This window comes from Pseudomonas sp. JUb52, from assembly GCF_004341115.1.
GTDB classification, from domain to species: Bacteria; Pseudomonadota; Gammaproteobacteria; order Pseudomonadales; family Pseudomonadaceae; genus Chryseomonas; species Chryseomonas oryzihabitans.
In genome coordinates this window covers 776-1,235 of the sequence record NZ_SLYS01000044.1, presented here as the reverse complement: position 1 = coordinate 1,235, position 460 = coordinate 776, and the positions used below count along the sequence as shown (strand labels likewise).

Sequence of the window (460 nt, the reverse complement as noted above, 5' to 3'; positions counted from 1 at the left end):
GCTCGAAGCTCCGATCCCTGATTTCCCCAAGGCTGTTGAAGAACACCGCCCTGGCCAGCGAGTTGCGCGCCTCACCTTTGTTCAGGCCGGCATGCACGCGGCGGCGCAGCTCAACACTTTGCAGCCAGTCCAGGATGAACAGCGTGCGTTCGATCCGGCCCAGTTCGCGCAGGGCGACAGCCAGGCCGTTCTGACGCGGATAGCTGCCGAGCTTGCGCAGCATCAGCGAGGCGGTAACGGTGCCCTGCTTGATCGAGCTGGCCAGGCGCAGGATGTCGTCCCAATGAGCGCGCACGTGCTTGATGTTCAGGGTGCCACCGATCAGCGGGCGCAGCGTCGGGTAGGCCTGCACGCCCTGCGGCACGTACAGTTTGGTTTCGCCGAGGTCGCGGATGCGTGGCGCGAAGCGGAAGCCCAGCAGGTGCATCAGGGCAAAGACGTGATCGGTGAAGCCGGCCGT

1 protein-coding gene is annotated in these 460 nt (G+C 65.2%); it reads right to left on the bottom strand.

The window, feature by feature from the left end; translation table 11 throughout:
• Positions 1–460 (bottom strand): Tn3 family transposase (locus tag EC839_RS24745; RefSeq protein WP_256681106.1); only part of this gene is annotated, 460 nt, incomplete at both ends.